Raw genomic sequence first — 26,481 nt, 5'->3', positions numbered from 1 at the left:
TCACGTAAATTTCCTCTCCTTAATCAATTATTTTTATTCAACTAATCTGCCACGTTAGTACTATTAGAATTACAACTCTTTTGAATTACAACTCTTTATTGGAGGAATCTCCCCGTTAGCAACACATTGGAAGTGACAGCCTCTTCCACTAAGGGAGATACTATGTCAAGAAAATGGACACAGCGAATAGGGAGATACTAATCAAACCCTACCGCGCTTTGCTTGCTGTCCTCTCTGTAAGAATAAGGGACGTAACCCTTACTCTTACAGAGAGGGTAATATCCTTCTATATAGCTTTGAAATACTGCTTTTCATAAGCCATTGGAGACATATAATTATTGGTTGAATGGATTCGCTTGTAATTGTAAAAGCTCACAAGATATTCAAAGATGCTTCTTTTCGCTTGATTTCTAGTCTTATAGTTTTCATGAAAAATTAACTCACGTTTAATCACACCATGAAAGGACTCTATGCATGCGTTGTCGTAACAGTTACCCTTTCTACTCATGCTTGATCTCACGTCATTTTCACGTAATAACGCTTGATAATCGTTGGAGGCATATTGGCTGCCACGATCGGAATGGTGGATAAGACCAGGTGCTGGTGGCTGTGTAATCATCGCTCGTTTCAGAGCTGTTATAACAAGTTGCTTCGTCATCCGTCCATCCATTTCCCAGCCTATAATACGCCTTGAATAAAGGTCCATCACCGATGCTAAGTACAGCCAACCTTCGCTCGTCCATATATACGTAATATCAGCTACCCACACTTGTCCTGGGCGTTCTACTGTAAACTGTTGATTTAATAGATTTGGATAGATCGGTAGATTATGCTTAGAGTTGGTTGTCGCTTTGTACTTTTTAACCGTCTTAGAACGGATGCCATTTTCCTTCATGATTCGTGTCACGGTTTTCTGAGAAATCCTGACGCCCAAGCCCTCCAATACTTTTGTGATCTTTGGGCTTCCGTATGTGCTCCTTGACTCTAAATGAATTCTCTTAATGCGTGCGGTTAACTTTTCTCGTTTCTTTTTTTGATAACTCGTAGGACGCTTTAACCAAGCGTAGTAGCCGCTTTTAGAAACACCTAATACTTGGCACATCTTCGCTACACGGTGATCGTGTCGGTGCTGTTTAATGAAGTCATAAATTACTTCTGGTCTTTGGCGAAGATGCCCATAGCTTTTTTTAAGATCGCATTTTCCTCTTCTAAGTCTCGAATGCGTTTCTTAAAGTCACGTTCAGCCTTGTCTTCCGTACTGGCATTCCCACTACCTACAAAGGCTGCTTCTTTACCGATCTCGTATTTCTTTATCCAGTTATGCAGTGTTTGTTCTGCCAGGTCTAATTCTCTAGCGACTTCAGCTATTCTTTTCCCGTCCTCCTTTACCATACGGACAGCTTGGACTTTAAATTCCTTATCATACGTTTTTCTCATATTGGACACTCCCGTTAAATTGTTAGGTATCATTATACTAGAATTTCTCCCAATTTACCGTGTCCACTATTTAGGCTAACATCAGGGAGGTTATTGGAATAAGATATGAAGAATTGGAGGAAGCAGAAGCAAAATGATAGCACTTATTGTTAAATTTTTTGAAAGTCCTTTTGACAGTTCTTCACTTCCTTTCCCCTTGTACCAACCACTAAATTGTAGTTTGTTTCTATATAAAACAAATATTACGATAAAACACCCAGCATATATAACCATCCGTATTTTTCAGAATCAATACCGATTGTTGAATAAATAGCATGAGGAATGACACCTAAAAGCATTCCGAGAAAAGTAAAGATAAGAATAATCCTTAGCAACTCTAATAACACTCTCAATATATTTCCCCCTTACATTTTAGCAATATCTAACAATTGCAGCTTGTTCAACTAGTGCTACTCCGTTTGTTGAACAATATCTTATTAATTTTCGTTTTTTATCTCTTCAAGTAGTTCTATAATTCTTTTGTTTTGATTTGATTGCTCTTTCAGGTATCCTACAATGGTACCAACACCTATAACGACAAATAGTAATAAAATCCACATATAATTCCCCCATTAAACAAATTTAATTACATTATTGGATAAAAAATATTTTAGTCCTTCTTCAAGGATTCTCCCCGATAGAGACATACCAGTGGCTCTGACTTATTTTACTAACGCTAACCGTTAGGTCAAGAAGAAGACTAAAAGTGATGCAAATAATACAAATAAAAAAGCAACTATGCTAATCCAACCCATAACTTTTCGTTCTTTCCGAAATTCTTCTAATCCCATTACTAACATCGTTAAGCTTAAGAAAAACATCGCATATGATTGGAACTCAAAATTCTTCGTAATCAATCCATATCCTGCGATAAAAGCAACGATTACTGCAAAAATTACTTTTAAAATCATTAACAATTATAAACTCCCCTTTAGCGCTATAACAAAAGCGAAGGTTTATCTAACTAAACCACCCGTTACTTTAAGTGCGCCACTTCACAATTAGTTATTCTTTCTTTTTATTCCTTTTCCATTATATGTAATCGTAAATAATGTCTAGTAATACCAGTAACAAGAAAATAGTTCCAAGGAGTATGAGTTCACTTGAAGTTAAATCACCAATCCAATATATAGCTAGATATAATAAAGATACAAATGGAATTCCCCATAAAGAACGTATCAATCTTCTTCTAAAAGTTAATTTATAAGAGTTTAGAACAAAGCCTTTATCCTTCTTTTCTCTTTGCAATATCGTAATGGCCTATATCGGTGTTTATTGTTTCAATTACTTCTTCTACTTCATACTCTTTCTATAAAGTTTCATTTATCGAATGCAGATCCAATAAATCTACACAATCAATTTTCCCATCATTATTTTTAATTTCTTGTGCAATTGGGATACTATTTCTCCCGACTCGTGAGCCTAAATCAAGCACTTTAGGATTAGTTTTTCCTTCGAGCATTGGTAGTAAATCAATTACTTATTTAACTGTTTATATAGCCATGAATCTTCCTTAAATAATTTGTAGTTTTCGTATTTCTTTTCTTCTTTACAGTTAACTTCAACTCTACACATTTTATAATCAACCCTTATGCCAAGTTATATCTCTTTTTCAAAAGACCGTACAAATAAAATACCTGCAAGAACGTTCAAAATAACTTGAATTTCAATTCTGAATATAAAACTAAGTGCAAATTGATTAGGAAACAACAAAAACCAATATTGTGCAGGAACGAATACCAATATTATAAGAATAAACACAAAACTAAGCTGGAACCAATTTACTTTAATTTCTATTTTCTTTGAAAACGTTTGAATTACTCTTTTAGTCTCAATCAAGACGCCAAATAAGAAATACAAAACACTTAATAAAATGGAATAAATTAAAAGCCATTTAACATTGAAAAAATGAAGCATCTCATTATGTTTGGGAAGAATGAGAGCTATTAGAATTAAGATTATTATTCCTATTATAATAGAGAAGACCGTTGTTTTTTTCACCGAGGCCACTCCTTCCTCTTATTGCAATATTCTCTCTGGTAGCACCATTAATATTGTTTACGGACTATCACTTCGTAAGTTTCGGCTTATTCAACTAAACTCGCTTCCGTTTGTTTAATAGTTATCTAAAATACCCAGAGAAAGAGTGCTGTGATAACTATACTTTGAGCAACTGAAATAGTGAGAAATTTTTTTATATTAATTTTATCTAACACAATTAACTTATGTAACACAAAACCAATGATACTGAGTATGACAAAGGTTATGATAAAACCAATCACAAATTCATATACCATAATTTACACCTTCCAATTTTCACTTCTTAACCATTCACCTATATTAAAGAGCAATCAAATTATTAAAAAGTCTTAGTAAGTTTCAATATACAAAATTAAAGTATTCTCCCTCTTTACTGGAATATGAATAGTGACAGCTTGTTTTGCTATCTCTACGACTACCACTTGACTACTAATATTGTTTACGGACTATCACTTCGTAAGTTTCAGCTTACTCAACTAATCATCTAGTTATCTCCAGTACATCTTTTCACAAAGTCTTTGTTACCTTTTGTCTAATTTTAACATATATTTATCAAGCATTTTACAAAAATAGGATTCTTCATATTGATTTTATTAAAACTCAAGGAAATATTATTAAACATGTTACATTATAAGACGTTAAAAAAAGGATAGGAAAGCAGAAACAATATCTGCTAACCTATCCTTCTTTTTACTTCAAAAGACCTCATTTACCACAACAACAAAGTTTTTGTTTGTTTACTTTTTTAAAAATTCTTGAAATTTCTGACATAATAGCAATCACAGTTTTATCCACTATCCGCTAATTACTAAAATATTAATTGTAATACTAAAAGTTATTTAAACACTTAGACCTATATAAATCAAACTAGAAACTACAATAAATCCAATAAAAAATAATGCTTTATTTCTGGTAGACCAACTTTTCATCCACCCCCATCTTTTACGGTCTCTATCTAACCAATAAAAATCAATCACCACTGTAAAAATAATTATAAGAAACACTAAAATCGGACCCATAAGTTCTTTTACCTCCTTCATTATCCATCAAAGTCAAAATGACTTTAGTTTTTTCACCCTTCGCATGCCTTTTTGACAAACCTAAGTAAGAGCGTACTCTTCACGACCCATTTTGCTCTGGATGTGGTGCAGTCCTTGAGAGATTTCATAACACTTGGTTTCGAATACATATTTTCATAGCATAATCGACTCCAAAGGTATTAAGTTCTGAAAGTTTACTTTCCGATCTCCTCTACCCATTCGAGTAACCTCGTTTTCGGATAATAAATGTTTGTATTAATTACGATATGCGGAATATCTGCGTGTTCCTTCGTTAGTTCCTCCGCGTCCTTCTGGTCAATTCCCAGAATATGATGGACATATTTTTCATGAATAAGTTCCATTTCGTCTAGTTCGGATATCTTATCCATCATGTTTTTGCCATTCGGATTTTTAAAATTCTTCATCCCGTCGCCGATAAAATAGGCGGCAAAGGCCAGTCCAGCAGCAAGCCAGAAAAAGTCTAGCTCCATTTTATCTCCCCCATTACTTCACTGTATTTTTTCCGTTTTAACATAAATAACCAGGTTACTCGATGTGAATTCGGGAAGCTGGAGCAATCAGCTGATATTCTTGCACTCACGATACTAATAACTTTAATGATGTCTTTATTCTTATTTTAACATAATTTTCTATATTACTTAATATAAGATTTTCAACCACAAAAACCGTCCCTGTTATCTTTTGATCTTGACATAAATTGGGTGTTCAGGTAAGTTATACTATGTTCAATAAATAGAATTGTTTTTCAAATCAGAGAGAAAAGGAGAGGAAAAACCAATGAACCAAATTACTTTGATACTCTTTGCATTAACGGCAGGAATTGTTTTGTCGGCCTGCGGCGACAATGAAGAATCCACTCAGTTGGACACAGAACAGGAAGAACAAGAAGCAACGAAAATGAGTGAAGAAAACTCTTCTACTCCCGAAAATTCGGAAACTGCTTCACATGAACAGGCTAATAACTCAGAGAACGACACGGAAGAGGAAATGCCCCCTCCCGTTCCCTTAGATACTACACCAGTTGATATTGAAGATGAAGATCTTATAGGTGAAGAATTGACACGAGAGGATGATGCAATTCATTTCCTCACAGCAGACCGCTCATTCAGAAGTGTGGAATTAGTTCATTACGCTGAGGAAGCAGATACAATGGCTCTTATCACTGAGAGCGAGATATGGGTTTACTCCGGCGACGAATTAATCTTTAACAGAAGGAACCTGTACAGTTATGACCCCAAGGTAGCTATATCAAAGGATGGAAGATTTGTAGCGTGGACAGATGGCCGAACCTTACAATTTGTTAATACTCAATCCGGAGAAGCACTGGAAATACAGGATACAGAGAATGATCGTATTGTAAGGGAATTTGACAGTGTAGGATTCCGGATTGTTCAAATCGATGATCAGTATATTCTCCATACAGGCATATTATCAACCGAGTCTGAAAGAAATCCCCGTGAAGCAATCGATTTGGAGGCACTTGAATTCTACTCTAAAGAATACGAGCACGACGAATTTCTGGACAAACTTACCTATGAGGGATTATTTCTAGAAGGTGGAAGAGAAATGTACGACAGCTTTTATGATGATTATCATGTCAGTTCTTCTCCAAAGTTAACTTATCTTATTGGGTACACCCATGATGATCATGAATATCACGTGGTAAACTTGGAAACCGGGGAGAAAGTAAGCATAAATTATGAAGAGGCGGGAATGAATATACTCGACCGTAGGCATACTTCCTTGATTACCGACGATGGAATTTTAGTGATCCCTCATTTTATTGACGAAGCTGGGGCTAGAAAAATTATTGAACTTTATAAGTATGATATGACAGAGAATGAGCCGGCAGGAGAGAAAATTTTCCGATCAGAAACAGGCAGGGCATCAAAGAGTTGGTGGATACATCTAAATCCAGAGCAATCGCACGTAGCTATATCTATGGGCGACGGCAAGCTAAAGTATATTCCATTAGAAGATAATTAATTGCATGATTCAGACTGTCTTTTTATAAAAGTCTCTGTTAATATTTATTGTTGATTTATAGCCGTTTTAAGCGGACGCTTTTTTGAACAGCCCCCACCACTGAAACTCGGGGGCACTGTTCTTCAGCTTGCTCTAGCTGTTAATTTATAAAACCATTTTATAATTAGTCAATCTAATTCCTCTACGCTCTGCAATTGACGAACAAACAATTTTGTACCCTCGATGTTCAAAAAATGGCTTAGCTGTAATACTTGCTTCTGTACCAATTTCTGAAAGATTTAATTTCTTTACTTCAGATTTTAGTTTATCAACTAAAGTAGTAACGATACCTTGCCCTTGATAATCTTTATGAACATACAGTCTATCTAAGTGACCACTATTTGATATATCGCCAAAACAATCAACTTTATCATTACCTATAGCAACGTATGTTATATTTTTACCCAATTATTTTTCCAACTTTTCACTTTCGATTCTTTTTCATCGTTTTGGTGCCCAAGCATCTATTTCTGCTTGTGAATAATCTTTAGAATTTACGACATGAATCGTCTCATAAAACAAGGATACAATCTCATCGATATCAGATTCCTTAAACTTTATAATCTCCACTTTTTGGTATGTCTCCCCGCTATTGGATTAAACACCATTGTAAAATATTTGCAATGTTATCACAGTTTCTTCTTCAACTAATCTATCAATTAGTAAAAATCATTACATTGGATAATTTGACGCAAATGTTGACGGAGAAAATATAACATCATAACCTTCTCCAAGTTCTTTCTTCACTCTCTCAGTTAATTCTCTTCCAATTCTATTATGTTGAGCTTCAAGTTCCACGCCATTAGAAACCAAAGTATCATCCTCCATATCAATCCACTCACCATATTTTAATATCCAATTTTTTAATTCCTTAATCAGCTCATTAGAAATTGAAAATAGTCTTATATCAAGGTTACATCCACACTTGATGCACCAAATGGGGTCTGCACTAAAATCAGCTTCAACTTTCAAATGATACATTTCCTCTTGTTCAGAGAAACAATGCATATATCTTTTAATCCTTTCCAAATAATAACCTAAGTTTATATTTTGTTCTTATTCCAAAACCAGATACTTTACTTTAACAACAACTGGAACTGCCATTGAAACAGTTGAAGTAGAAACGATAAAGAAAAATATTTAACTTCTAATTTCTTCAACCGATATATTCGTTACAGTTCCTTGATGAAAATAAAGTTGCCATCTCCCATCTAAGAACTTCCAGACTGAACTTCTTAATGTATTACGTTTTTTTGTTTTATTATTTATATAATAAGTTGTTAATATTACATCGGGAGCTAAAGGATGTATTTTAAAGTCATATATATATAAAATATCCAATGATAAACCACTTTCAATACAATCCAGTTTATTTATTTTTCTACCTGAACTTCCTATTTCAAAAAATTCATCAGCAAGTATTTTATCCAATTCTTCGGGAGAACCACGAACCTCAGTGTTTAAATGACTCTCTTCCAGTTTTTTTAAGACTTCTTTAATATTTATATCCAACTAATCCACCCCCTACATAGCTAAATGCATGAGAATAATAGCTTCTTCCACTAAGCTCTCAGTTAGTTGAAGAATTTTTTCGATTCACACTCATTATCCTCCGACAATTAAGTTTGCAAATCCTAATACAACTGAAAGACATAACAGAATAAATAAAACCTTATATATCTTCTTACTTTCAGGATTTTCATTAACAAGTTGTAAATTACTTATAGTGAAAAACAGTGTTAGGGTTAATAAGAACGGAAATATTGACTCTCTGCCAGTAAAGCCTGCCCAGATGACAGAGCAAGTTGATAAAATTGTTAAGACTAACAATAATACCGTAATGTAAGATTTCACATTTTTATATTGTATAGTATTTTCCATGTACTACTCCTCCTTAATTTGACATACAAATCTGAACCACTTATACAAGTAACTACCTCGTTTATAAAAAAGAAATTTAAATTTAATTTGGAATTATTGATAACTTTTCCGTTTGTTCAAGATGTAAACTAAAGTATTGGCTATAAGCGATATAAAGAAAGATACTATTATTGAAAAAGTTATTGTAGCAGCTAAATTTTGATAACCAAAATATGAAAATAGTAAAAGATAAATAAGCGGTATACCAAACCACCTTGACTTTACTACCCCTTTCAAACCTATAAATCCAGTGCTTTTCTTTTGTGCTTTTGAAAATATAAGAGGAGAAATAATAATAATTATTAGTACAAAAGAAAAAAACAAGTCTAACCAATCAAATTGCTCCATATATTAACTCCTTTCAGTAGGTCGCATGGATACTTATAAAAGTATGTCTTTTGATATTGAAGGGATTTCTCCTCGTTATCGCATCAACAGCTGAATTACACCTTTTACAACCGTTAAATTCTAAACGAAAACTTCATTCGCTTATTCGTCAAGAATCTGAATATCATGAGTACCAGGAAATACCACCGCAAATGAAAGGATCAAAAACCAATCAATAATAGAAAACAGAAACTATTAGAAAAGAAAAATACATTGGAACAATGAACCAATACCCAATTAATAAGAGTTTATGATTTATTTGCTTTTTCCAAAACAACTTCTATTAATCTTTGCAATAAATCATTTCTAATTTAATTTACATTTTAAAATTAAAATCCAAGGTTCTTCACTTAAAGATATAAACACTTTTTCCATATCATTTTTTACTTTTTACAAACTGAATAAGCCAATACAAAGCTATCCAAGGTAATACATATTTAGTTGACCACTCAATGGTACTAAGCATAATATAAAAAACGTTGTAACCCATTGAATTTAAAATAATATATAATACTACTAATCCAATTATTCCAGATACATAAAGCAATTTCTCTCCTCCTTCTCGTGACTCATTTTCACAACATCATTTAAACCTTTCTAATTATAAAAGGTTAATCTAAATAGAGTCTTTAATTTTAATTCTTATAAAACAGCCTATTACTGCCCCCATAAATGCCCTAAGAGTATTTAAAATTACATCATCTATATTTGAAACTCTTCCGATGTTAAGAAGAAACTGCGATATTTCAATAATTATTGAGAACATCATTCCTATTAAGGTAGTTTTCATAATTACTTTTGACATTGGCTTTAATATTAAAACCAGTAGTATGCCGAATGGAATGAATAGAATGATATTAAATCCTAAAAGTCTAATAGGAACTGTATAATGTACTGACTTAATTAAAAGATCTAAACTACTTACAAAAGGTACTAATTGAAGTGATCTACCATCCATATGTGGTCTTGGAAGGAGAGTTACCATTATTACACCAATTATAGAAAGGACAAAAAGTATATGTAATATTAAAAACAATAATGCATTTTTCTTATCACTTCCATTTTTTATAGCTTTACGATAAAAAAGCCAACCAATTATTATAACGATAGGAATGATCACCAAGAATAAAGGTAGCACTCCACTAAAAGCTCTCCACAACTGTTCCATTCCCGCAACTCCCTTTATACATTTAATTAGGAATTTGTGAAACTAACCTACTTATCCCCACTCTCTACTACTCTTACTCTGGCAAATTAGAAGTAACATAAGTTCCAGATAATAAATCATGAATGGAACGCTTGTCATTTCTAGTTGAAATAAGGTAAATGCTTACGAACGTAAGAATTCCAAAAGCAATATAATAAAGAAGGTTTCTTACTAAAATCTCTCTTATTACCATCGTTCCCATAGTTAATTTTTCACCCGATACATTAGCAATTCTTATTCCAACAATACGTTTTCCTATTGTATAGCCGTTCCAAAATAACGGTAGAAATACAGCATAAAAATATGAAAAACCTGTTGCTATACCTAGGAAAGAAATTGCAATTTCATGAAAAAAAGCAAGGTTGAGTGATAAAGCAATCGTAAAGGTAATTATTAAATCTATAACAAGTGCAATTCCGCGTTCAATATTTCCGACTGGACTAGCTTTTAAAACGTCCATATAAATCTCCTTACCCTCTCTTTTTTGTAAATTGCTTTCCTTTCAATCTACTAAAAACTTACCGTCTATATAAAAATAATATGTTTTTATTAAGAGAAACTTTCGGTAGCTTAAGTCCATATTTTGACAAATTCTTTTACCTTCTGTCTAATTTTAACATATATTTACCAATCACTTAACAAAATTTGAATTGGGAGTACTATTATATATTGAGGAGATATCGAATAACTAAAAGTACTAATGATCCTCGCAGAAGATATCTATTATGGAAAGACCATTAACGACAGCTCGTAAGATGCGAGTCAATGTGGGTTTGGTTTATTTTCACAAAATATATTCATATTCTTTTTGGAATTTAATGTTAAAATAAGTGTAAGAAAATGAAATTAATATTTTTTGCTGGAAAGTAGGAAACCATTTGATAACTTTTTTAAGTGATATTTCATTAGTAATAATAATCATGTTGCCAATAATTATCGTTCGTGTTCTTCTTAGCAATAACAAAGGTAATGTTTCAAATGATTTAGTAAATTTTTGTACTGGAATAGTATTACTGAATTTCCTACTAATTAAGACATCTATTAATTTTGGAGAATTTTCATTCACATTATTTTGGCAATTTTTAATCATATATCCAATAAGTTTTGCTGCAATTTATTATTTGTTGAAGATTAATAAAACAGAAGTCACTTATAAATCTTTGGTGACGGCTTTCAAACGCAAACAACAATATGCTCTTGGTTTAATCGCTATGCTGTGCTTTTCTATTTTAATTATTGGAATAAACGAGACTAATCATAAAGTTCTAGATAAGCATAACCAGCTTATGATAGATTTATTGGAAAGCGAAAACGCTATCGAGACATTAGTTAATAATTCAATTACTCCAAGTACAATGTTAGATATTTTACCTTTTATTCACGAAATGAAAGATAGTGAAATAGAGGTTTTGTCACTACCTTGGAAAAGTACAGTGAAAGTGACTACGAATAAAAATAACGTGGAATATACTACCAAAGAATTTACCTACGTTCGATTTTATCAAGAATGGCAATTAGACGGGATATATAAAACTTCAGAATATTAGCCATCCAACGAGGAAAGAAAACATGAGAAAAACGCACAGATTTAAATATCTGCGCGTTTTTGAATTCATTCACTCCATTTTTTCGTAAAAGATCATTCACCTAGCGTGAATCTTGTATCGTTGCACTTCTACATCGTTAGTAATAACAGAAATCTCATTAAAAATAGACTTCCTTATAAACACAGAAAATCATCATCGTTCAAAATCAGCTTCTACGTTTGATCATGTTTCCTAACACTTAAACTTAGCGTTTTAACAAAAAAGATTTAGATTAATTCGTTGACAACGTCTTCTAATTTCATGCCGCGGGAGCCTTTCATTAGGACGATATCGCCTTCTTCGACGGTTTCCTTTAGTTTAGCGATCAATGCTTGTTTGTCGTTGTATGCATGAACGTGATTTTCTGGGAAATTGGTCTTGGCGCCTTCTGCTATCTTTCTCGCTAGCTGACCAAATGTGATAACTTCATCGATTTTATTTGTGTCGATTCCTTTTCCGATGTCGTAATGAAAGGTGTCCTCTTTATCACCTAGTTCGAGCATATCGGCCAAAACGACGATTTTTTTCTTGTAGTTCTTCAAATCTTGAAGCAAGTCTATTGCTGCTCTCATCGATGTTGGGCTGGCGTTATACGCATCGTTAATGACTGTCACGCCGTCTTTGCCTTCGATCAATTCGGTTCGCATTCCGGTAATTTTGATTGCTTCGAGGCCTTTTTTGATGTCAGTGGTCGACACATTCATCTGCTTGGCTATCGCGATGGCTGAGAGGGCATTGTTCACATTGTGTTTGCCGAGAACGGGAATAAAATACTCGGTTTCTGTCTCACCATGCAAGCTGAAATATGTGCCGTTGCTCTTCTGCTGGATCTGCGTCGGGCAATAATCGTTTGTTTCGCGATTACCAAAGGTGATTACGTGAAACGGACTTTGTGCGACTTTATCAGTTAATAACGGCTCATCTCCATGGATGATGAGCGTTCCGTTTTTTTGTAGACCTGCGGTGATTTCGAATTTCGCCTCTGAAATTCCTTCGCGAGATCCTAAATCCTGTAAGTGAGACTCACCAATGTTTGTGATGATTGCAGCATCAGGTTGTGCTAGATTCGAAAGTAGCTCGATTTCTCCTCTTCCGCTCATTCCCATTTCCAAGACAGCGATTTCTGTGTCTTCCTCCAGGCGGAGAATCGTCAACGGCATTCCGATGTGGTTATTGTAATTCCCTTCCGTTTTTTGAACTTTATATGTCGTTGAAAGCACGGAGGTAACCATGTCTTTTGTCGTTGTTTTTCCGTTGCTGCCAGTGATTGCGACGACTTTTGTGGGCAAACTCGCCAAGTAGTTTTTCGCTAAATTCTGTAATGCTACTAACGTGTCCTCGACATAAATTAGTGGGACATCTGATGGAGGGTTCGGCTGATCTTTTTGCCAAAGGGCTCCAACTGCACCATTCTCGATAGCTCCTGTCACAAAATCGTGGCCATTAAAATTCTCGCCGACAATTGGGACATACAGGTTTGCTTTTTCTATCGTTCTTGTATCTTTGGAAACTCCAGCAACGTCGTGGGTACCATCTGCCCCACCAATTTCTCCGTTCACCCACACAGCAATTTCTTTCATCGTTCTCTTTATCAACGTACTCACTCCTTCTTATCGATCTTAGATAGGGGACACTTATGTAAAACGAGGCTGACTTAGAGTCAACCTCATTCTTAAATTTATGGTTTAAAAGGTATGTTTAATCTTCTGTTTTTCCTGATGACGTTCTCTTCCAAGTTCGACTAGTTTTTCGATTAATTTAGCGTATGACAAGCCGGATTGTTGCCACAGCATCGGGAACATGCTGATTGGTGTAAAGCCAGGCATTGTGTTGACTTCGTTCATGAGAACTTCCCCGTCTTTTGTTAAAAAGAAGTCTGCGCGAACTAATCCTGAACAATCGAGGGCTTTAAACGATTGAATCGCTACTCGTTTCATTTCTTCATAGGCTTCATTTGTGATGTCCGCAGGGATAATAAGTCCGGTACTTCCATCCTCATATTTCGCTTTATAATCATAAAAACCTTCTTTTGGAACGATTTCACCGACTACGGAGCATTGTAAATCTTCGTTTCCTAAAACGGCAATTTCTAATTCACGGCCGTCGATGCCTTCTTCAATAATGATTTTACGGTCATATTCAAAGGCTTCTACAAAAGCTTTTTCGAGGCTTTCGCGGTCGTTACATTTACTAATGCCAACACTTGAACCTAAGTTTGCCGGTTTGACAAAACAAGGGTAACCTAGTTTATCTTCGATGTTCTTGTATGCTGCTTCGGCTTCTTTTTCCCAATAACTGCGAATGTACCATACATAGTTCGGTTGCTTAATGCCTGCTTGCTCATAAATGTTTTTCATCATAACTTTATCCATACCAGCAGCTGATGCCAGCACTCCGTTACCCACATATGGAACGTTCATCAGTTCTAGTAAACCTTGAACGGTTCCATCTTCCCCGTTCGGTCCGTGAAGCAACGGAAAAACCACATCAAATTTTACTTCTGTTTGGTTACTGTCACCCTTTGTTGGAACTGGGAATATTTCTGAATTTAACGCAACCGGAGAAATCGTTTCCCCTGCTTCTTTTAATTGAAGTTTCTTGACATCTTCTACTGGGGCTTCAAGTTGTGTTCCTCTGACCCACTCGCCAGTTTCTGAAATGTATATTGGATGGACGTCATATTTTGTTAAATCCAATGCTTTAATGACTGCTTTTGCAGTTTGTAATGATACATTATGTTCGGCGGATTTCCCACCATATAATAATCCTAGTTTAATCTTCATAATCACCCTCCATATCTGTTCCCTTATCATTTTACCATTTTCGTCTACGATTTAAATACAAATTTTTTATTGTTTACATCATATTATGTATTTGGGACAGAGAAGGGACAGAGGGACAGGTCCCTTGTCCCTCCACAAACTTAATAAGGTGTGAATGTATCTTTTAGTTTGTTTTTATATCGTTCTAGTCGCTTGATTTTTCTAAAAGTAAGAAAAGAACAGATTGTGCAAATTATAAGCATTAATTCATGTTCTTCGCCCCTATTGTCAATAATCTTAATCAAAATCATCCTCTCCTTTCTCTTCAGTTTCGATTTGATTTATTAATTCCAATTGTATCAAATTATTCCCATTTTCCAAGTACCAGCATACCGAAACATTTTAATTTTGGACATAAATCTGGAAATTCCATAACAGGAAAAATGTTAAAATTAACGTATACTTTTTATTCTCTCTTTGTTTTTCAGCTTGGAAATTATAAAGGAAATTATCTTGTTTGAAAGTTGGAAATACATGTTCAACATATCACATATAACAAAAAGAGGAGCAGTGTTATGAAAAGATTTGGGTTCTTTTTTGTATTAATATTAGTAATGCTTATGTCACCCGCTGCGTTTGCATCTGATGAGAATCAAGAAGATAACGTAATTTATTTGTATTTAGATTCTTGTCCTGTATGTTCGGAAGCTTCCCCTTTTGTAGATGAATTGGAGAGAAATGAAAATGTTGCAGTTTTTAAATACGAGGGAACTCGTCAAGAAGAAGAATTTGCTAGTTATTTTCAAGAATATGATATTCAACAAGTTGTCGTACCTACGTTTATTGTTAATGATGAAGTAATTCAGGGATACAATGCCATTATTGAAAATGACGTCTTAACCAAGTTGTCAAATAACATTAATAACGAAGATACTCCAGAGATGAATAATTTCCTTATTTCAGAAAGGAACGCACTTGTTTCTACTATTGTCATTGGTTCTTTAGATGGGTTTAATCCTTGTTCTATTTGGGCCTTGTTATTCCTGATGTCTATGATTATCCGCCTTCAATCAAGAAAGAAGATGGCGATTGTTGGAATAACATTTATTATAACCGTTGCTTCTATCTACGGTTTATTTATGGTAGGCGTGTTTTCTGTTATGAATCAAATTCTTGATATATTTATAGTCAGATTTTTGTTGTTTTCGATTATCTTTCTATTTGCTGCAATAAATGTCAAAGAGGCATTGAGTGGGAGAGAAAAAATGACATTTGTAATATCAGACAAAGGTAAAACGGGATTTGCAAATAGAATAAGGTCGCTTTTATTAAAAAAAGAGGGTACTATTGCTTTGTTTTTCGCGGCAGTCATGGTTGCTCTATTTGCATCTTTAATTGAATTGCCATGTACTGCTGGGTTTCCTATTGTTTGGAACGGAATGATGCAAGACTTGGGAGTATCAGGAATTAGTTATCTGTTTTTACTATTAATCTATTTGTTTATGTATATTTTGACAGAAATCGTCATATTTGTTTTTATTTTAATAACAATGAAACGCATGGACTTCTCAATGAGAGTTGCAAAAAAATTAAAGTTAGTTAGCGGTTGTATTTTGATATTCTTATCAGTGTTGATGTTACTAGGTCCAACCGCTATAAATAATATCACTCTTGTCGTAGCCGGAACTATCTTGGCGTTAATTTTGGGATTACTAACTGACTATTTGCATCGAAAATAATTAAGTTTCCATTGATCATGTCAATCACCATTCTACCTTTGATGAGTGAGAGGGACGACATAGGCCCCACTCTCATCTCCAGATACTACTTCTTAGTACTTTCTGAGTAATGCAGGATGACGTTATATAAATACATATGTTACTCAGTAATTGGTTTATCATTTTCTAATTTTTTAAAGGTATTCACTTGTTCGTTCAACGAATCAGCAATCTCGAGGTTATGGCTTGCCCCTTCATTAATCGATGTAATTACATCTAGTAATATTGTCGTATTCTCATTTGAACCAATCACTTCTTCTGTACTCTGTTCAACAGCTGAAGTTATTTCTTGTAAACCTTCAGCCATCTCTGTCGCAATCATTGTTAAATCAGTAGATTTCGCACTAAATCTCTCAAGCATCTCATTCGTTACACTCATATCTTGTTTATAATTTGATGCCATACTCAAAAATGCATCGTAGTCCTTAATTACTTGTTCCATAACATAGTTCATAACACCTTCAGCATTGTCAACAAGCGATTGCACCGCTTCAGTGGCCCCTCGGCTAATTGATTTAATATTGTTAGCTGTTGCTTCAGTACTTTCTGCAAGTTTTCTAACTTCCTCGGCAACAACCGCAAACCCTTTCCCAGCCTCTCCCGCGCGGGCTGCTTCAATCGAAGCATTGAGTGCCAATAGATTGGTTTGTGAAGATATATCCAAGATTTCTGATGTGAGAGTATTGATTTTATCAACCGAACGGCTATTTTCAATCGAGATCGCCATCTTTTCATTAATGTCTTTCAACATATTTTCTGTTTGTATTTTACTATCACTTGACTGCTTAAAAATCTTTTCGGCGCGTTCACTCACTTCATTGATATGCTCAGTGTTTGATCCAGCATCTGTTGCAATTTCGTTTGATTTCGCTAGAACATGCTGAGCACCTGTCTCAATATTGACGATAGTACTACTAATTTCTTCCATGCTTGCTGATAACTCATTAAGTGACGAAGAAACATTTGAAGTAGATAGTTGCGATTTCTGTAAATGCGAGCTTATTTTTTCACTCGAATTGCGAATAGTAGTTGAACCTGTTTTGATGGAAATCATTGCTGTTTGTAAGATATCTAAGAAGCGATTAATTCCTGTAGTCATCTCGCCTATTTCGTCATTGCTATTGTTTTCAACCCGAACAGTCAAGTCACCTTCCTCACGTTCCAATTTCTTTATGATGTCTTGAAACTGTTTATTTGAACGCTTCAATGGTTGTATAATTGTTTTGATTGAAACCCTGAAGGCGACAACAGCAGATATAATAAACAACAAAGCCATACCAAAGATAATATATGTCGACCTATTTATCCTTGAATCGATCAAATTTTCTTCGTGAGCTATCCTTTCCGCCATTACTTGTAGAAAATTAGTTTCAGTTTCTACAACTTCATTAGCAGAAGTTACGAAACTACTTATTGTTTCCGTTTCTGACGCATTTAAAGCTTCTGTTACTTCCTCTAGATAATTACTCATTGCTGAATCGTAGGGCTGATAAGCATTACTTAACCTTGAATCCATCGATTTTTCTGAAAACCCTTCTGTTATTATACGTATGTCACTAAGACGCTCAGTAATCTTGCCTACTTGGTTAAGAATGTCACTTTTCTGTTCCGTCTCATTCTCCAGTTCCGTTAATGTTAATTGTTGATATTGCAAGTCTAAGTTCGCTCTTTCCTTTTCTAATTGGACTTGTTCTTCTTTTAACGGAATAAAATACTCTGCAAATAACTCTGATGATAGCTTCACTTGTGAATTTGTAATACCGCTTAAAACTGTATTTATAACAAATAAAAAAGTTAAAACTATTAAAATTAGCAAAATACGTTTAGCAATTGACTTTTTCATAAACTCCATCCTTTAATTCATAATTTTTATGTATAAATGTTTTATTAACTCCCTTAAAGACTTGTTGGCTATCCCTATCATAATTATCGCCTTTATATTCTTACTAAATTAGGGAGTTATTTAAGGCTAATAACCCAGGAATTTGATAAGGGAATCTTATCATGTAAGCGTTATTTATTTCATTTTTTTCACGAAAGGCATGTTTTTTTACACAAACGGTTTTTTCATCCGGAAAAGGGTACAGATTACAGGTACCTTGTCCCATAAATTTTTGCAGAGAAAAAATCACAAATGAAACGAAAATGCTTTTTAATCGTATGAATTCTGTACTATAATTTTTAATAGTTCCATTCATAAACTATTTTATAAAATAATATTTTTGTGAAGGAGGAATACATATTGTTTTCACCTCTGATACAAATTGGTTTTATTCAAGTGATTCTGCCACTAGTTTTTATCATATTACTCTTTTATGAAAAAGATAGCAGTAAGTTCGAGTGGATCGTTAAGATGTTGGCCACTGTTATGATTATCGGTTGGGTATATCAAACTGGACGTTGGGACTGGGTTGGTTATTATATCCGGTACATCTTTATTCTATTGTTATTAGTTAGTCTTTTCTTTTCTGTGAAGAAAATAAAACCATTACCTTTTCGTATTAAACTGACTCGACAACAAAAACTAAATACGAGTATTTATGCCTTTCTTGTTATCATTTTTGGTTTCTATAATGCGGGTGCTTTGACTGGCTATACTACTCAACATCAAGAAATTGAATTAGCCTTTCCACTTAATAATGGGACGTACTATATTGCTCACGGTGGCAGCCACACTCAGCTGAATTACCATAACGCTTACGAATCTCAACAGTTTGCGCTAGATATCGTAAAACTGAATAAATTTGGCATACGAGCAAATGGTTTTTATCCGGAAGAATTAGACAAATATTCTATTTATGGTGATGTCCTTTATAGTCCATGTGATGGAGAAGTGCTAGAGTCCAGAAATCATCTAGCTGACTTGAATCCTCCTGAAATGGATCCGGAACACCCCGAAGGTAATTATGTGGCGATATCATGTGTGGAAAATAATACGAAAGTTTATATTGCCCATATGCAACAAGATAGTTTAGAAGTAGTTGAAGGTGATAGTGTTAAAGAGATGGAACCTATAGGCCTAGTTGGGAATTCTGGAAACACTAGTGAACCTCATTTACATATCCACGCTGAAAAAGACGGTAATGGGATTCCAATTGTCTTTAATGATGAATTTTTAACTAGGAACGATTTGATAAGATAATTGGTTTTACAAACGGAACAATAGGATCTATGATTTATAACCCAGTTCTTATTAAACTGGGTTATTTTTCGACAAAAAACAGGAAGTGTCACCAGGCACCAAATAATATTACTCAGCAATTTGGAAAAGTGATGGATATGAAAAAAGTAGAACTACATTTTAATTCTAAGTGGCTGTCTAAATTAAATTTTGAAGACGTCATTAACCTTGCTGGTAAAATTACCGTAGCAAGGCTTATGGAAAGAGATGACTTTGAAGAACGAATTGCTTTAGGAAAACCAATATCCTTACACGAATTTTTCTACCCTTTAATGCAAGGGTATGATTCGGTAGAATTAGAATCTGACATCGAACTTGGCGGAACGGACCAACATTTCAATATTCTTATGGGAAGGCATTTTCAGGAGAAATTTGGTAAAGAGAAACAAGTAGCAATGCTTATGCCACTATTGGAGGGGCTTGACGGTGTAGAAAAAATGTCCAAATCAAAGAAAAACTACATCGGTATTGACGATAAGCCGCAGGACATGTACGGGAAAGCAATGTCCATTCCAGATCAATTAATGGGTAAATACTTTGAACTCGTAACAGATTTCACTCCAGACCAACTAGAGAAAACTAAATCAGATCTAGAATCAGGTCTGTTACATCCCAGAGATGCTAAGATGTTGTTAGGAAAGACCATTGTTCGTATGTATCATGGAAAAGACGCAGCCGAAAAAGCAGAAATGGGATTTATCTCCGTTTTCCAGCAAGGTACGCTGCCTGATGATATTCCAACGGTAGATTGGAATGGGAAAAAAGACTTTCAAATTATAGATTTATTAGTGGAATTAAACTTATTGAACTCAAAAAGTGAGGCACGTAGAATGATTGAAAATAAAGGGGTCAAGATAAATGGAGAAAAAATAGAAGATAATCAATTACTAATATCGATTACAAATAATTTAATAATACAAGTTGGAAAGCGGAAGTTTTTAAAAATAACTATTTAGTATTTGAAAGGTACAACGATTTGTTGTACCTTTTTACTGAGCAACAATGGGAACATAAGCTAAAAGTGGAAGGAAAACCAAACGCCTCCACACTTTTTTAACACTTCGGGATTCTTTATTTCTTCAAATCCTAATACCCCAGAGAAAAATTTTCTTGCGCTATTTTCAGAACCTATAGGTGCTGCTAATTGGATATAATCAATTTTTTAAAAAGAAAATAGCATATTGTGTCCTTCCATTAAAATAAAATGATTTTCACATGATTCAACCTGAAAGCGGGGCATCGGACAGTTCACCGTTGGTTGTTTACTTTTTTCTTTTTACATGCTTAATATTCTTCTCCACTCTCGCCGACTACTGACAGTTCGCCTTCAATCTTATCTATCCCAATTAAAATATAAGAGTTTTCCTCATCTGACTGCTTATTTTCTTCTTCAACTGTTATCGTTGTATTATTAGAAACGTCTGCCCCTGTAAAACTCAGAATTTGGTCACTCGAACCAGTTGAAACAACCACCATCTTTTTTCCTTCTGATATTGTAAATACTCTAAATCCTCGAAAATCTGATTGGTTATTTTGTAGTTGTTCCACATAGTTTGCTACACCTCCCACTTCACTCAATCTATCTTTTTCTAACACCCAAGTATTATGACCGCAAGCACTTAAAAAAATTATCAATAAAATAAATAACGTTAGGAATCTTTTTTTCATAACTAATTCCTCCCTCTTATACTTGTATCACTTTTTAATTTAAAACTTTATTTATCTCACTTAAACGAAATAAAGCTTCAACTATTAACGGTAACTCCTGTCTTTGCATGCTAACCTCCCTCTGGAAAGTTTAATTTTTTCAATATACTCACGGATACCACACTCTATTTTAACATAAATTTCCATGCGACAGTTTAACTACAGTTATATTAATCCATTGTTTGAAATATTTATGGTTGAGATTTCTTCCTAGGCTTGATGCGATAGTTTATAGAATATCATCGAAAAAAATACACCATATCAATATAATATGGTGTGGTACTGAATTTACATTATTTGATAAATTAGGTATAACAAATTAAATTATTGCTTATCCAATCTAAATATGAAATCCCAGAAAATGTATACATTCAATTAACTTGTCCCATAACCCAATCCTAGATAGACATATTATTTTCTGCTTCAAGCTTAATGCCTAAATTTAGGATATAAGTAAACCCTAGTAGAACAATAAATCCGACTACGTAATCTATTGGGAATATATAAACTACAATATTTACGCCATAGGCGTTGTGTGGCAATAAGTTTGCTACGCTTCCCAAGATATTAAGTAATGTTTTTATTGCTCCGAAAAAAAGTATTAGAGCACTTAATTTTCTTAAGATATGTATTATTTTTTTATCAAATACTGTACCTTCCTTTTGTATATGTTTCAATATGGTTATGAATCTTTCTGTGCCTATTAATACAAGTATAAAAAGAGGAATAGTTTGGATAATTGTAAATTGATAGGGCGTGAAGTCTGGTATGACGACAGAAGTATTTCCTATTACCTGTAACTCTAAAAGAGTCTTATAATTCCCTTTTAAAATAAGACTATCAATGTATAGCCAAAGAATAAATATTGTTAATATAACCCTTATTGTATTGATCCAAGATATTAAATCATTAACTTTAATTGTACTCACCCCTTTAAAAGACACTCTATTCGCTACCCATTCAGGAATTGTTAAAATATAGTTCATCAAACAGATATATTTTTCTTAAAGATCTGATCGATTACCCAATTAATTCAGCAAATTGAATCAATATATTCCTCGGTTACTTTTTCAGAAAAAACCTTAACAGGCACCTTATCACAATTGGAAAAAAGAACTACACCGAATCCTTTTTCGGGAATCATTGTTACATACGCTGCAACACCTGGGTAGCCACCTGCATGTTCTGCAATTTTATGATCATGATAATTTCGAATTCGCCAGCCTAAGCCATAGCTTAAATTCCGCTCTCTTTGAGCAATCATCTTTTGCATTTCCATTAGACTATTTCTGTTAAGTAAAGGGCTATTATCAAAATCCATATGAGAAATGAGATACTTTGTCATATCATTTACGGAGGAGTAGATAAAACCTGCTGGAGCACAGATACGATTTATAGGCATCGGCATCTCCATTAATGATGACTCATCTAATGTGTAATAATGAGTCTTGTTACTTTCTTCGTTTAATCTTGTAGGATCAGTAAAAGTGCTACCAAGTTTAAGCCTGTTGAAAATATTCTTATTTATATACCCTTCCCAAGACATCTCTGTTACTTTCTCTAAAAGATCCCCCGCAATGACATATGCGTCAGTGCAATACTGCCAATCTTCCCCAGGTTTGTATTGCAGTTGCACATTTTCAAAGTATCGTGTAATATCTTCACGATTTTTTATTTTACTTAATACTTCATCAGGAAATTTTGATATGATTGCTTCATACTGCGGAGCTCCTCGATATAATTTAACAAGATTCCGATCTTGTAATGACACAATTGGATAAAACTCTGGAAAACCCGCGGTATGACTTAACAACTGTTTTATGGTTATTGGATTCTCTATGTATTTTTGGTCATTAATATGAAAATACGGCAAGTAATCAGAGACCCGATCATCTAATGAAATGCTTCCTTTTTCTACTAATTGCATTATGGCAGTAGCAGTAAAACTCTTTGTAATGCTCATAATTGAGAAAATAGTATCATTTGTTAAAGGAGTTGGAATATCTCCGATTTTGGATACACCAAATGATTTGCTGTAAACAATTTCTCGGTTGACTAACAACCTCGCTACTATACCAGGTGCATGATATTTCTTCATGGCTTCAGATACTGTTTTTTCAAAATTACGGATGTATGTTGGTCTCATCATAATTCCTCTCAGTCACTTATTTTCACAAGCTAGCATTAAGTAAACACAAGAGTAAAACATGAAACTCTTCTATTTAGTTCAATAAGAAATTGATTTAATTAATTCTTCTATATTAATTATCATTTGGTTAGGCTGAACACTAAACTCCTCTGTTTAGTAATTCGGCAACCATTGTACTCCGATTGTATGTACTTTTGCCTGCTTACCAGCTAATATGTCGGCATTTTATCTTTAAACTAGTTCTTGAATTTTCAGTACCTCTTTTAAATTTCCAACTTGAAACTCTGGTTTAATATTGCCTTTGAATTCTCTATTGCTTCTATTTACCCATACGCTTTTAATACCCATATTTTTTGCCCCTGCGACATCACTTGATAGCGAATCTCCAACGTGGACGACCTCATTTGGAACGAACCCACTTATTTTTAAAGCGTATTCAAACATCTCAGGACGAGGCTTATATGATTTCACGTCCTCACTTGTAATTATATCCTTAACTGATAAATCGTGAAATTTAATAGCTTCCGAAATATCAATACGGTCAATATTTGAAAGTATATAAATAGGAAATGTACACTGGTTTATAAATTCGATTGAATCTTGAAATATAGGTGGATTCATCCAATGATTAAACATCAACTCTGACAGTTTTGTTTCATCTAAGCTTGATCGATAATGCGAAAGTGTACTTTTTAATGATGTCTCTTCTAAAATTCTTTGATGTGTAAAATTTTTACCATGACTTTCAATAAATAGACCTGAAAATTCTCCCCACCAAAATCCCCCAATTTCTGCTAATGTTGCATCTGTTTGAGAGTTTTCCTTTATTTGCTCACATATATAGGTTATAACTTCATCATCTTCATGTACAACCGTTCCATAAAAATCTAAAAATATCGCTTTAATAGACATATGGTTCCTCCACCTTTATTTTAACATAACTTTCCAAATAACTTATTAAATTAAGGGATATATCCAATTTTCAAAAAGTAATTACTGGAAAGTTCTTTTTTCATGACCAATAAGATCTTGAGGACAATCGATCACATAAGAAAAAAATAGACGGGTTATTATATGAACATTACACATTATTCAAGAAGAAATTGCAGTTTATTTTTCACATCATCCCATTCACTATCTATAATACTGTATAAGATTGAGGTCCTGTATGTTCCATCTTTTCGAATTATGTGATTCCTTAAAATACCCTCTTTCACCCCTCCAATTCGTTCTATTGCTTTTTGAGACCTACTATTTTTTTCATCTGTTTTAAGTTGAACTCGAATAGTCTTGAGGGTTTCAAAACAATATTTTAATAATAAATACTTACATTCTGCGTTAACTTGAGTCCCCCAAACAGATGGTGTTAGCCATGTCGATCCTATCTCTAAACTTTTGTTATTATCTGATATCTCCATAAATCGTGTACTTCCAATTACTTTGTCATTTTCTCGAAGTATAACAACAAATGGAAATTCTGTTCCAAGTTCTTTTTGATATAATGCCTCTTCTACAATAGATTTCATATCATCACTTGTTTCAAGGGTGACAACAAAGGGCGAGTGTGTCCAAATAGCTTTATCTTTACCGATTTCGTATAACTCTTGTATATGAGTTGTTTCCATTGGCACTACTTTTACAAAATTACCTATCAATTCATTATGAGCAACGTTCATTTTTAACATCTCCTTTTATTTAGTTTCACCATTCATCGTTAGTGCTCTTTACACAATCAGGACAAAGCAAAAAACCTCGTCCCAAGACAAAAATATTGTCTAAGGACGAGGTTTTATACCCGTGTTACCACCTTAATTTACTTATCACTCACATGATTAGCCTTAATAAGTACGGAACATTTATGTTCATATACCCTGACGTTTATAACGAGTGCCAAATTCGTCACAACCTTACTCTAATTATAGAGTTCAGTTATGCTACTCAGAGACCATGTTCAATCAATAATTCAATGCTTCTTTTCAGCTTCCGAAGCTCTCTGTAAAAAATAGAATTGATTTACTATTCTCATCATTGCCTTTAGTGTTCTTCACTTATTTACCTTATTATTACATCTAATTAAGATTAATACAATATGTAATTAGAATGCTAGCATTTCTTCGTTTTCATGTTTTGACATGTATCTATTCCTCCAGACTATTAATTTCTATAGACTAAGTCAGCCCCCCTATTGAATTATAAAAAACTACTAAAATGACCGCAGTTAGTCCCTAATTATATCAATAACTTTTTGTTGAGCATCTTTCGCTTCAGGGATTGGCATAACAACAAACACATGATTCATTTTAGGATAAACAAAGGTATTAATCTCAACTCCTTGTTTTGCTAATTTTTCATCAAATTTTAATGCGTCTGGATATAAACCTTCGTGTGTGCCAATAAAATGAGTCACTTTTGCAACTCCATGAAAGTCGCCGTATATTGGACTGATTAATGGATCGTCTAAATTTTTATCATCCGCCCAAATTTTTGTAATGACTGGCATACCTCCTACTGACAGCATAGGATCGATTTTTTCGTATCCTGGTATAAGAGGGTTGTCTAAAACCATATCAACGCATGCAGAAAATAATATGATGTCTTTTGGTTGTGGCAAATCTTCTAGCTTTAAAAGATTTGCCAGACCTAGTGATATATTTCCACCTGCCGAATCTCCCATAATAGTCAATTGCTGAGGACTTTCAACAGATTTCAGCATCTCTTTATACAGGTTTAACACTTTGGGGTATGTATGTTTATAGTTAAAGTGAGGCACTTTAGGGTATATCGGAGCAATAATTTTGGCGTTTAATGATTGAGCCAATTTGTCCATAAATATCCAGTGAAAATGTAAAGGTTGATTCGTCCAAGCACCACCATGGATATATAGGATAACTTTTTGATGTGGAGAATTTTGATCATTTAATGTAAAAACTTTTATGTCCTCTATTATTTGTTCTTTTATACTGCTAGAAAACGTGACTTTTTCAATAACATACGGCTTTGTGTTTTCTGTGCCTCTTTGTTCAATGAATTTTGTCGTGTTTTCCACACTCGAAAATCCCTTTTTTGTGCCTCGTAAAAATAAATATTTTTCAAAAAAATAACTTTTTATTGACCGTCTTTTTCTATATGTTTGTACACCCACTTTTTATCTCATCCCCTTAAAATATAAAGAACGCATCCCTTGTTTAAGGAACGCCTTGTT

At 33.9% G+C, this 26,481-nt stretch carries 27 protein-coding genes, 3 pseudogenes and 1 other annotated feature; of the genes and pseudogenes, 6 read left to right on the top strand and 24 right to left on the bottom strand.

The annotated features are described in order from the left end of the window. Window positions 1-286: 286 nt before the first annotated feature. The 8 genes and pseudogenes from ACM26V_RS03550 to ACM26V_RS03515 form a co-directional block, all read right to left on the bottom strand. Window positions 287-1,437 (bottom strand): IS3 family transposase gene (locus tag ACM26V_RS03550; protein WP_416150084.1). Its coding sequence is split into 2 segments (ribosomal slippage): window positions 287-1,179 and window positions 1,179-1,437, totalling 1,152 coding nucleotides; the frame shifts between segments, so codons are not numbered across the junction. 242 nt (window positions 1,438-1,679) lie between these two features. After that, on the bottom strand, window positions 1,680-1,829 hold the full coding sequence (locus ACM26V_RS03545; protein ID WP_416150083.1) for a hypothetical protein: 150 nt from the start codon (window positions 1,827-1,829) through the stop codon (window positions 1,680-1,682). A gap of 84 nt (window positions 1,830-1,913) precedes the next feature. Further along, window positions 1,914-2,036 (bottom strand): hypothetical protein, encoded by a 123-nt coding sequence (locus ACM26V_RS03540; RefSeq protein WP_416150082.1) that lies wholly within the window; start codon window positions 2,034-2,036, stop codon window positions 1,914-1,916. 123 nt (window positions 2,037-2,159) lie between these two features. Continuing rightward, window positions 2,160-2,387 carry a YczI family protein gene (locus tag ACM26V_RS03535; protein ID WP_416151779.1) on the bottom strand — a complete coding sequence of 76 codons (228 nt, stop codon included), beginning with the start codon at window positions 2,385-2,387 and terminating at the stop codon, window positions 2,160-2,162. 335 nt (window positions 2,388-2,722) lie between these two features. Further along, window positions 2,723-3,051 (bottom strand): annotated as a pseudogene (locus ACM26V_RS03530) (class I SAM-dependent methyltransferase); the annotation flags it as partial. A 24-nt stretch (window positions 3,052-3,075) separates the two neighbouring features. After that, entirely contained in the window at window positions 3,076-3,477 is a 402-nt protein-coding gene (locus tag ACM26V_RS03525) for a hypothetical protein (protein WP_416150081.1), read from the bottom strand. 878 nt (window positions 3,478-4,355) lie between these two features. Beyond that, window positions 4,356-4,535 (bottom strand): hypothetical protein, encoded by a 180-nt coding sequence (locus tag ACM26V_RS03520; protein ID WP_416150080.1) that lies wholly within the window; start codon window positions 4,533-4,535, stop codon window positions 4,356-4,358. A 215-nt stretch (window positions 4,536-4,750) separates the two neighbouring features. Next, window positions 4,751-5,047 carry a DNA-binding protein gene (locus tag ACM26V_RS03515; protein WP_416150079.1) on the bottom strand — a complete coding sequence of 99 codons (297 nt, stop codon included), beginning with the start codon at window positions 5,045-5,047 and terminating at the stop codon, window positions 4,751-4,753. Window positions 5,048-5,354: 307 nt separating this feature from the next. Between ACM26V_RS03515 and ACM26V_RS03510 the strand changes: the two genes are divergently transcribed. Then, a complete protein-coding gene (locus ACM26V_RS03510; protein ID WP_416150078.1) occupies window positions 5,355-6,563 on the top strand; it encodes a hypothetical protein in 1,209 nt (402 codons plus the stop codon). 144 nt (window positions 6,564-6,707) lie between these two features. Here ACM26V_RS03510 and ACM26V_RS03505 read toward each other — a convergent pair. From ACM26V_RS03505 to ACM26V_RS03485, 5 genes and pseudogenes are all read right to left on the bottom strand, one after another. Continuing rightward, a pseudogene (locus tag ACM26V_RS03505) lies at window positions 6,708-7,172 on the bottom strand (GNAT family N-acetyltransferase). A 102-nt stretch (window positions 7,173-7,274) separates the two neighbouring features. Continuing rightward, a complete protein-coding gene (locus ACM26V_RS03500; protein ID WP_416151778.1) occupies window positions 7,275-7,583 on the bottom strand; it encodes a hypothetical protein in 309 nt (102 codons plus the stop codon). A 159-nt stretch (window positions 7,584-7,742) separates the two neighbouring features. Beyond that, a complete protein-coding gene (locus ACM26V_RS03495; protein ID WP_416150077.1) occupies window positions 7,743-8,114 on the bottom strand; it encodes a DUF4440 domain-containing protein in 372 nt (123 codons plus the stop codon). Between the two features lie 93 nt (window positions 8,115-8,207). Next, entirely contained in the window at window positions 8,208-8,483 is a 276-nt protein-coding gene (locus ACM26V_RS03490) for a hypothetical protein (RefSeq protein ID WP_416150076.1), read from the bottom strand. Between the two features lie 93 nt (window positions 8,484-8,576). Next, window positions 8,577-8,870 (bottom strand): hypothetical protein, encoded by a 294-nt coding sequence (locus ACM26V_RS03485; RefSeq protein WP_416150075.1) that lies wholly within the window; start codon window positions 8,868-8,870, stop codon window positions 8,577-8,579. 56 nt (window positions 8,871-8,926) lie between these two features. Between ACM26V_RS03485 and ACM26V_RS03480 the strand changes: the two genes are divergently transcribed. Beyond that, window positions 8,927-9,088, top strand: coding sequence for a hypothetical protein (locus ACM26V_RS03480; protein WP_416150074.1), 162 nt, complete (start codon window positions 8,927-8,929; stop codon window positions 9,086-9,088). Window positions 9,089-9,525: 437 nt separating this feature from the next. Here the strand turns inward: ACM26V_RS03480 and ACM26V_RS03475 are convergent, their stop codons facing one another. Continuing rightward, window positions 9,526-10,077, bottom strand: a complete 552-nt coding sequence (locus ACM26V_RS03475; RefSeq protein ID WP_416150073.1) for a VanZ family protein — start codon at window positions 10,075-10,077, stop codon at window positions 9,526-9,528. Window positions 10,078-10,150: 73 nt separating this feature from the next. After that, complete coding sequence (locus ACM26V_RS03470; RefSeq protein ID WP_416150072.1) at window positions 10,151-10,576, bottom strand: RDD family protein; 426 nt, start codon at window positions 10,574-10,576, stop codon at window positions 10,151-10,153. 460 nt (window positions 10,577-11,036) lie between these two features. On the opposite strand from ACM26V_RS03470, the gene ACM26V_RS03465 reads away from it, so the two are divergent. Next, on the top strand, window positions 11,037-11,663 hold the full coding sequence (locus tag ACM26V_RS03465) for a hypothetical protein (RefSeq protein ID WP_416150071.1): 627 nt from the start codon (window positions 11,037-11,039) through the stop codon (window positions 11,661-11,663). A gap of 266 nt (window positions 11,664-11,929) precedes the next feature. Here the strand turns inward: ACM26V_RS03465 and ACM26V_RS03460 are convergent, their stop codons facing one another. Beyond that, on the bottom strand, window positions 11,930-13,297 hold the full coding sequence (locus ACM26V_RS03460) for a UDP-N-acetylmuramoyl-tripeptide--D-alanyl-D-alanine ligase (RefSeq protein ID WP_416150070.1): 1,368 nt from the start codon (window positions 13,295-13,297) through the stop codon (window positions 11,930-11,932). A gap of 90 nt (window positions 13,298-13,387) precedes the next feature. Beyond that, window positions 13,388-14,485 carry a D-alanine--D-alanine ligase gene (locus tag ACM26V_RS03455; protein ID WP_416150069.1) on the bottom strand — a complete coding sequence of 366 codons (1,098 nt, stop codon included), beginning with the start codon at window positions 14,483-14,485 and terminating at the stop codon, window positions 13,388-13,390. Between the two features lie 554 nt (window positions 14,486-15,039). Here ACM26V_RS03455 and ACM26V_RS03450 point away from each other — a divergent pair. Next, window positions 15,040-16,203, top strand: coding sequence for a thioredoxin family protein (locus ACM26V_RS03450; protein ID WP_416150068.1), 1,164 nt, complete (start codon window positions 15,040-15,042; stop codon window positions 16,201-16,203). Window positions 16,204-16,342: 139 nt separating this feature from the next. Here ACM26V_RS03450 and ACM26V_RS03445 read toward each other — a convergent pair whose 3' ends face one another. Then, window positions 16,343-18,085 (bottom strand): methyl-accepting chemotaxis protein, encoded by a 1,743-nt coding sequence (locus ACM26V_RS03445; protein WP_416150067.1) that lies wholly within the window; start codon window positions 18,083-18,085, stop codon window positions 16,343-16,345. Window positions 18,086-18,484: 399 nt separating this feature from the next. Here ACM26V_RS03445 and ACM26V_RS03440 point away from each other — a divergent pair, with 399 nt between their 5' ends. Together ACM26V_RS03440 and tyrS are read left to right on the top strand one after the other, a co-directional pair. Beyond that, a complete protein-coding gene (locus ACM26V_RS03440; protein WP_416150066.1) occupies window positions 18,485-19,384 on the top strand; it encodes a M23 family metallopeptidase in 900 nt (299 codons plus the stop codon). 113 nt (window positions 19,385-19,497) lie between these two features. Beyond that, window positions 19,498-20,379 (top strand): annotated as a pseudogene (gene tyrS / locus ACM26V_RS03435) (tyrosine--tRNA ligase); the annotation flags it as partial. 328 nt (window positions 20,380-20,707) lie between these two features. On the opposite strand, the gene ACM26V_RS03430 reads toward tyrS, so the two are convergent. The 6 genes from ACM26V_RS03430 to ACM26V_RS03405 form a co-directional block, all read right to left on the bottom strand. Next, window positions 20,708-21,091, bottom strand: a complete 384-nt coding sequence (locus ACM26V_RS03430; protein WP_416150065.1) for a hypothetical protein — start codon at window positions 21,089-21,091, stop codon at window positions 20,708-20,710. Between the two features lie 437 nt (window positions 21,092-21,528). Further along, window positions 21,529-22,116 carry a hypothetical protein gene (locus ACM26V_RS03425; RefSeq protein ID WP_416150064.1) on the bottom strand — a complete coding sequence of 196 codons (588 nt, stop codon included), beginning with the start codon at window positions 22,114-22,116 and terminating at the stop codon, window positions 21,529-21,531. Between the two features lie 47 nt (window positions 22,117-22,163). Then, window positions 22,164-23,279 (bottom strand): serine hydrolase domain-containing protein, encoded by a 1,116-nt coding sequence (locus tag ACM26V_RS03420; protein ID WP_416150063.1) that lies wholly within the window; start codon window positions 23,277-23,279, stop codon window positions 22,164-22,166. Between the two features lie 231 nt (window positions 23,280-23,510). Then, window positions 23,511-24,191 (bottom strand): HAD family hydrolase, encoded by a 681-nt coding sequence (locus ACM26V_RS03415; protein ID WP_416150062.1) that lies wholly within the window; start codon window positions 24,189-24,191, stop codon window positions 23,511-23,513. A 176-nt stretch (window positions 24,192-24,367) separates the two neighbouring features. After that, the gene (locus tag ACM26V_RS03410) at window positions 24,368-24,955 is read right to left on the bottom strand and encodes a GNAT family N-acetyltransferase (protein ID WP_416150061.1); all 588 of its coding nucleotides are present in this window, start codon (window positions 24,953-24,955) and stop codon (window positions 24,368-24,370) included. A 98-nt stretch (window positions 24,956-25,053) separates the two neighbouring features. Further along, window positions 25,054-25,317, bottom strand: a binding site (T-box leader). Window positions 25,318-25,497: 180 nt separating this feature from the next. Next, complete coding sequence (locus tag ACM26V_RS03405) at window positions 25,498-26,421, bottom strand: alpha/beta hydrolase fold domain-containing protein (RefSeq protein WP_416150060.1); 924 nt, start codon at window positions 26,419-26,421, stop codon at window positions 25,498-25,500. Window positions 26,422-26,481: the final 60 nt, after the last annotated feature.

It is taken from the genome of Salipaludibacillus sp. HK11 (genome assembly GCF_047795645.1).
GTDB lineage: Bacteria > Bacillota > Bacilli > Bacillales > Salisediminibacteriaceae > Salipaludibacillus.
Note: the sequence above shows the minus strand (reverse complement) of the source record. Positions and strands in the feature narration are given on the sequence as shown.